General features: G+C 48.4%; 8 protein-coding genes and 1 pseudogene. 5 read left to right on the forward strand and 4 right to left on the reverse strand.

Going from position 1 to position 7,331, the window contains the following annotated elements:
• Nucleotides 1–125: 125 nt before the first annotated feature.
• Nucleotides 126–479: a DUF3465 domain-containing protein gene (locus OES20_18415; protein MDH3636670.1), complete on the reverse strand. Its 354-nt coding sequence runs from the start codon at nt 477–479 to the stop codon at nt 126–128.
• A 510-nt stretch (nt 480–989) separates the two neighbouring features.
• On the opposite strand from OES20_18415, the pseudogene OES20_18420 reads away from it, so the two are divergent.
• Nucleotides 990–1,145: pseudogene (locus OES20_18420) on the forward strand (oxidoreductase).
• Nucleotides 1,146–1,451: 306 nt separating this feature from the next.
• Nucleotides 1,452–1,808, forward strand: a complete 357-nt coding sequence (locus OES20_18425; GenBank protein MDH3636671.1) for a DUF4440 domain-containing protein — start codon at nt 1,452–1,454, stop codon at nt 1,806–1,808.
• A gap of 244 nt (nt 1,809–2,052) precedes the next feature.
• Here OES20_18425 and OES20_18430 read toward each other — a convergent pair whose 3' ends face one another.
• Entirely contained in the window at nt 2,053–3,300 is a 1,248-nt protein-coding gene (locus tag OES20_18430) for a type II toxin-antitoxin system HipA family toxin (protein MDH3636672.1), read from the reverse strand.
• Nucleotides 3,300–3,650, reverse strand: a complete 351-nt coding sequence (locus OES20_18435) for a helix-turn-helix domain-containing protein (protein ID MDH3636673.1) — start codon at nt 3,648–3,650, stop codon at nt 3,300–3,302. The genes OES20_18430 and OES20_18435 overlap by 1 nt, the downstream gene beginning before the upstream one ends.
• A gap of 1,017 nt (nt 3,651–4,667) precedes the next feature.
• On the opposite strand from OES20_18435, the gene OES20_18440 reads away from it, so the two are divergent.
• Nucleotides 4,668–5,321: a CDP-alcohol phosphatidyltransferase family protein gene (locus OES20_18440; protein MDH3636674.1), complete on the forward strand. Its 654-nt coding sequence runs from the start codon at nt 4,668–4,670 to the stop codon at nt 5,319–5,321.
• A gap of 64 nt (nt 5,322–5,385) precedes the next feature.
• Nucleotides 5,386–5,835: an adenylyltransferase/cytidyltransferase family protein gene (locus tag OES20_18445; protein MDH3636675.1), complete on the forward strand. Its 450-nt coding sequence runs from the start codon at nt 5,386–5,388 to the stop codon at nt 5,833–5,835.
• A 730-nt stretch (nt 5,836–6,565) separates the two neighbouring features.
• On the opposite strand, the gene OES20_18450 is transcribed toward OES20_18445, so the two are convergent.
• Complete coding sequence (locus tag OES20_18450) at nt 6,566–6,901, reverse strand: hypothetical protein (protein ID MDH3636676.1); 336 nt, start codon at nt 6,899–6,901, stop codon at nt 6,566–6,568.
• Between the two features lie 318 nt (nt 6,902–7,219).
• Here OES20_18450 and OES20_18455 point away from each other — a divergent pair.
• On the forward strand, nt 7,220–7,331 hold a 112-nt coding region (locus OES20_18455), incomplete at its 3' end, for a transposase (GenBank protein ID MDH3636677.1).

The following is a 7,331-nucleotide window of genomic DNA, read 5'->3' on the forward strand; positions in this document are numbered from 1 at the left end:
CTCCTTTGAAGAAAACAGACACTCAGCTAGCATTTTGCAGCGTCGGAGAACTACCCAATATAGATACTTACACCCGTTCTCAACGATACTGGTATTAGCTGACAGGTAGCAACTGGTTGTTGGATTCACTGGTACGTTTTTCCATTGTGTTTCAACCAACCCGGTACATGTACACCTTGAGGGTCATGGTGCGTCCAATGAATGACGCCGCCTTGCGAATTCCACTCATACTCTCCGTAGAACTCCACAGTATCGCCTCTATTTAGAGAAGAAATCCTGGGTGCCAAGTCAATGTTGTGAGCTATTAGCAATGTTCGACCAGAGTTCAATCGCAAGATGAATCGCTGGTGGCGAGAACCGTCGTTGTCGTCAGCTAAAATCTTCACGATCTCACCACTTCCTTGTACCTGAAGATCGCTCTGACGCTGTTCGAAAGCTTCTTCAAGAACAGAATCCCCGGACGAACTTGGAGAACCGATACGATCCTCTAGTCCTAGATCATTCCAAACGTAGTATGCCGCAATAAGTATCGCGACAAGCGATAGTACTCTCTTCAAAGATATGCCGATTCGCGTGACGCTCACATCAGTGTCGGGGCTTTGCCGCGCCCGCCTGCAGGCGCTTGTAAGGTTGCAGGGTCATGCATCAGGGTCCCGTGCTAATCGACTAGCTACTAATACTACGGTGATGAATGCCACGACAACGATAATTCCGATGACCAATGTAGAGTGTACTCCCATCTGCCAAGCTATGAATGGAGGTGCTAGAAACGAAGCAATGGCTACCAGTATCGCGATATAAACTTTTTGATGCCCAAAATTCCAGGTCCACCCAAAGGGCAGCAAATTCCTTACTATGATACGAGGATCATCGTTACAGCAGTACACGATTCCCAGTTTCCAGTTAGCCGGATCTGTTCGCATTGTTTCATACTTTGACATCAGACTACCTACTGACACCTAACAACCCAATTATAAAGCTTTTAACCCGATAAAATACTGGTTTGCGCGGCGCTGGCTGATGATTTTGAAAGTGCCTCGGGCCAGTACTTCGACAACGACGAGGATCGGTTTGCCCCGCCTCATTCCGATAAGCTCGATACAAAAAATCGGAAGATATTGTGCGCGCTATCGAGGCGGTCCTGATTGAAAAAGCATAGAAGGCCCGGTTTTTTGGAAGTCGGCAGACCTTAGCCAGAATAGACTGACCAGATAGCGGTAGCAATTTCCACTTTCTGTTGAACACTGTTAAGCACTCACGAGCTTCCAGCATTGATAAATTCACCTTATTCGCAGACCCGGCAATAAACCAATTTACTTTGTGGAAAAGAATGGCCGGGCATATACTTACCTGTTCGAGTGTGCTGGCGCCCAATGGGGGCAGGTACATCAAGATATACTCCTCATTGGAACTCCGGTAACACACCCTGTAACCAGATAGAGGAGAATGTTATGTCAATGCGCGACCAGTTTGACAAACTCAATAATGCATATGCTGGCGCTACCGAAGCGGGAGATGCGGAGGTTTTATCCCGTTTGTTTACCGAGGATGCGATGCACCTGTCACCCGGAAATCCCCCAGCCGTTGGGCGACAAGCCATCCAGAAGAGCCACGAAAAGGAACTGCAAGATTCGGGTGGAGGCTACAATTTGATCATCAAAACTCTGGACTTTCAGGATCAGGGAGACACTGGATACGCGGTGGGTACCTGGGAAACCGAGGATCAAAGCGGTAATTGGCTGGATGTGGTTGAGCGCCAAAGCGATGATTCATTGCTGTACAGCAGAATATGCTGGAACGAGAGCTAAAACGACTTTTACGCTGTCCCACTGAGTTCAGCCGTCGGCGCGTTACTCAGTTTAATCCCTCACCATCCTGGTAAGAGCGATTTAACTGACTCAGGGTGTTGCTCCTGTGAGCCGCCCAGCGTATAGATCTGGCCGATCAGAAAAAAATTTTGGACGATGGCCTGCGGTAGGCAGACGAATACAAACTTTTAAGAAAAAAAAAGCATAATCTGTCTGAAGCTCGGAGTATTCGGGACGAGGCTAGCTAAAGGTCTGCGACCTTCGCAGCTTTGTCGTGCCAGCGCTCGACGACGTCGCGCAACGCAAAACAGCGTTCGAGCAAGGCCAGATCGGATGCTCCGAGGCCTGCGTCGGTCATGTAATCGTGCCAGGTCGCTGTCACCTCGAGCACTGCAGCGGCGATTTCGTGGGCAAGGTCATCGGCCACACCCATGCGCTTCGCTGCGGCCTGGATATTGTCGGCGGTGGGGCTACTCCCGAAAGGACCGATAGCGATGGCATGTGAACCCTGCAGGCTGATTTGGGGCACGATATCGTAGCCGGGAGAGAACGAGTAGTCCGAAGCCGAAGCTCGCTTCATGAAGGCGTGGTTCCGCAGGTGGTCGTCGGTGTTGCCGATCGCGATGTTGAATAGCATGCGGCGAAACACATCCGTGCCGAGATCGCTGGTCAGATGACCGATGCGCTTGCCGAGCTGGGTAATGCCGGGATATGACATCGTCGATTCGTCGATCTCGGTGATATCGAATTTGTTGATGAGACTCGCTACCGAGACCAGGTGATGCTGCTCGTCGGGGGACTGGTCGAAGCGTTCCACCAATAGCACCGGCCCGCGATCGGTTTCCGTGAGGCTCACATCCGGTACTTCGATGCCGGCTTCGTGCGCCATGCGCATCGATGCGAGCTCGACCCGGCACATATCGACCAGGTCCGAATCGCGGTTGAATTTCGCGATCCATTCGCGGCCGTCGTTTTCGATGAGTGACTTGGGCCGCGCGCCGCCGATGCCACTGCCGTGAAAAAAGAAGGGCTCCAACGCGCGGTCCACTTCCTTGCCGGCCTCGATATCAGCGGCAATGTGCTGCAAATGTACCAGGCCTTCGAACGGTCGCTCGGGCGGCGGTCGTACCGGGTCGCCGATATCCGCCGTAAAGTGCAATGCGCCCACGCCTTCGCCCGAGGCGGCGAGCAGGAATTCGACTTGTGTGACCGGCGGTGGTTGCCGGGTTTTGGTAAGCCAGCGCCTGCCCCACTCGTCGGGTCCCGCGTCGATCAGGACGCCGAACATCGCGGGCGTGTCGCGGGTGCGATGTTTGACGTGGATGTCGGAGTTCAAGGGCAGGTTGATCGGGTCTAAAGCAAATGCCCGTGGATGGTTGATATAGGGTTTCGCATATTTAAAGCGACCGGCCTTGTCGTCGACAATCAATTGACCGGCGAGCAGTATCGTGCCGTCGCCGAGGTCCGCGTGGATGAATAGTTTCTCCGGCATCAGATGTCGAACTCGTCTGCATCCGATGCGAGAGGTGCGCGTGCACGCTTACGCATGGCGTTACGACCGAGGGCCTCACCCAGGGTATCGTCGCCCCGGGCGATGACCCGATCGAACGCCGTCGGTAGTCCGAGCACGTCAAGCAGCGCAAGGTAAGCGCCGACCGTGATGTGCGGTGAACCGGCCTCGACTTTTCTGATCGAGCTCTCGGACAATCCGGCTTTAACCGCGGCATCGGCCTGGGTCCAGTTTCTGAGCAGGCGGGCATCTTTCAGGCGGGCCCCGAGAGCGGCCAACGAACCCAGGGCTGCATCGCTGATCAAGGAATAGGAGAGTGAGCTTCTCGGCATAGTGCGAATTACATGTAAAGCAAGCTATATAGTACGTCAATCCACAATTATCAAGTTATATAGATGGCATTCCATGAAGCGGTGCACTTTTTTGAGCACACTACTATAGAATTATGTCAACAAAACGATTTATATGAATTGTTAATAAGCTTTAAGCATGTTATATAACATGCTTTGGATTTCCAATGCACTTGTCATCACTGTTGATGTTGTTAATCTGCTTAGCGGTCTTCATTCTGTTCGATTGCTGCGAGAACTGCTCTGAAGAGGTCCACGAGTGCCCCACCTGTTCGTCAACCGGCCGCGGCTGCACGACACAGATATTGTTCGAGCCAATGGACTTTGTTGCCTGGCTGGCCACTCTGGGCCCGCGCCCGCGCGCTAATCCTTCCTATTCCCAAAAGGTGACCGGCGCGCAATGAGATAGGGTCACGACTGTTAAACCGTTTGAAAGGGGATACGTATTTACTGTAAAAATCTGGGTCTTTTTACTGGCCGTAGCAAAACCCTGGTGTTATGGATCTGAGTGTCTGCTATCCGAAAAGCAGACGCTGAGGATCTATTTGCAAAAGGCGGCTAACGACCCTAAAGAGACTCTCAGGCTAACCGTAGGTGTGCCGCGCAGGACGTACAGCACAATCTCTCCAGGCGCGCCATCTTTAAATCCTTGAAGGTCAATGACTTATGAGATTTTTTGAGTGTGCTTAAACGGTGATCCCATTTCGGGACTTTTCTATATACACCGCGATTAATAATTTTTTATGTGGTATATTCTGCGTTCTTGTCGTTCTTTCTACGTTCGTTAACTCAGCGTGGCATCAACCACATCATTTTTATCGTCGCCACCTAAATCCTGGCTTCGCGGTTCACGCAACGTAACACTGTTCATCTATATCCTGTAACTGTTACACCTTTACGCTGCACTGTTGTTGCCTGCTGATTCTTGCGTTATGCCGACAAAATTCTCTATATCTACTTGGTATCACCCAAGAATTAGCTATCACTTTCTGGATCACTATGACTACAGGCAACACCGAATTTCGAGAACCACAACCAACCATTCTTTCTTTTGTAAAAGACCTCCCCAACCTATGTTCACTTGCGGGATTAGCCTGCACCATTTTATCCATTTACTTCAGTATTCTTGGGGTTTATTACGCAGCAATGATTGGCATGATCTGGGCCGTTGCTTTTGACTGGGCGGATGGACTTATTGCACGAAGAATGAAAGGGCGGACAGGGACCGACCAAGTTTTTGGTGGCCAGCTTGACGTATTAATAGATATTGTGAGCTATGGAGTCGCTCCGGCCGTTCTTCTGCTGAGTTATGGAAACTTTGACCCAATATTTCTAGCAGGAGCTTTTTTAATGCTCGCTGCAAGTGCGATACGACTGAGTTATTTCAGCACTTTTGGTCTTTCTGGCGAGTCGAAATATACGGGTCTAGCTCTCGATAACAACAATATTATTCTGGTTTTCATATTTTTATTTGAAAGTATTTTAAGTCAGGGGATTTTTTCAGTCGTGCTCTATGCCAGTGGTGTAGGACTTGCGATCATGAATGTGTCCCAGATCAAGACACCAAAGCTTTCTGGAAATCCGCGCAATGTTTATTTTCTTGCGATTTATACGCTTGCAATGACAGGTGTTTATGGCTGGAAACTTTTTTAGCAGATAACGAGATTAAAAAGCTGCAGTAGCGAAAAATATTTTATATTAGGAGTTAATTTACACAATGATTGTATATACGGTAGGCACTTTTGATTTGTTACATGTTGGGCACCTTGCATTACTAGAGTACTGCGGAACATTAGGTGATGTCGTTGCAGTTGGTGTTGCCTCCGATCGAGTGGTGAATTCTTATAAACCTAATGTACCTGTTATTCCCCTCGATCAACGAGCGGAAATGCTGAAAGCTTTGCGCTGCGTTGATATCGTACGTCCCTACCATGAACTTGAATATATTTCTGGTTGTAAGGAATTGAATGTGGATATATTCGTTGTAGGAGAAGATTGGGGCAAAAAACCCTACAATATCGATGTGGAATCCTATTTAAAAAGCAAAGGTAAAAAGGTTATACAAGTGCCCTATAACTCCCGAACCTCATCTACCAGGATAAAGGAAAATACTATCGCTCAATCTCACAGGAGAAATTATATCGAGCAAGCAGTTGAATACCATTAACAGTAAAACCCCGGTAAATGATAAATTTACCAATTTAATATTTTAGGTAGCCAGACAATCGTAATTATCCCCTGCCGGGACTTTATCTATGCTAAGGTGGTCTGGTAGATCTCCTCCGCCAACGTCAGCTTACCTCTTGCCGAATAGCGGCCTTCCCATAGTTACATCACAGGACGGGCTACTCTCCATCGATTTCAGTAGTTACAAATTGTTACAGCCAAACATAGCCTGCTTTAATAGAAGGCGCTGTTGTAACTGATTCCCCACCGTTTTCCAGGAGTTAATAACATGAGTAAAGAACACAAAAACAAACGCGATGCCAAAAAGAAACCGGCAATGTCGCCCAAAGAGAAAAAAGCGGCAAAACTCGCCAAAAAGGACACGAGGAATATCCTGGGGAATTGAACAGGTATTGTTCCAGCTTACCAAATAAGGCTCATTTGCACTGCTTAATGCTACATTTCGAGATTGATCGAGACCGCAGGTTATTGTTTTACAAAAACCTACTATTTTATCAGTAGAGCTACGAGCCGAACGGTCGGGAACTCGAATCGCCCAAGGCGCGCCATCTATTTGAAAAGCCCATATTTGCGATCATAATTTGTTTGCTGAGTGTTCGCTTCTGGCCGAACTCAGAAGCCCAGGTATCACTTTTCAGCGTCTGCTATTGGGGAAGTAACAGCACAGCGATTGGTTTCATCGACTGCATGCGCTTGTTAGGCGGGCAATCTTACGGGATGATGCCAATAGATGATATTTCTGAGTACCCATCAATATTACAAATTCCTGTAACGTAAACACGCAGCTGAAGTCCCGATTTTATTCCCTCGAGTAGAGTATCGAACATTTTATCCGAACCGCGAGAGTCATAGTTTTGATAGAACCAGTTTTTCTCTTTACAACCACTTGGATTATTCTTAACCGGGAGTCTAAATTTATAGTAGTGACGGGAAGTCGGAATTAGCTCTGCTACAGTTACGTAATCTGTCCAACCTGCACTGGCAATAGCAAGATGTGAGAAGAGTGTGGCAACTATAATGAGGATTATTGAAGCCTTGCTTTTCATTTTTGCTCGAAATCTCTCAAAATTAGGCCACCTGGCAGTATATTAATAAGGTCTTTGACATTTTAATAGATATTAACAGGTTGACCTGATCACCGCGTTAAAAGCCGCATAAAAGCGTTCGCTGTTGGTCGAAGATTGCCACCTGGGGGATTGCTTATAAGCGTCCGTTATCGGGAATTCGAACGCATAAGAGATCTATATCAGCGGCGAAAAACTACCTAAATGAAATTTTATGCACTAACGGTGACCGTAGCCCTGTAATTCGAGCCACCCTGAATGTGGGATTTCCCTATAATTCTGACTCTGGGAGGTCCCAAAATGAAGCGCAAGCGCTACTCCGAAGAGAAAATAATTTCGATCCTGAAGGAACACGAAGCCGGCGCCTCGGTGCCTGACATCGCCCGCCGTCACGGCATCGCCGAGAACACGA

It is taken from the genome of Gammaproteobacteria bacterium, assembly GCA_029862005.1.
Lineage (GTDB): Bacteria > Pseudomonadota > Gammaproteobacteria.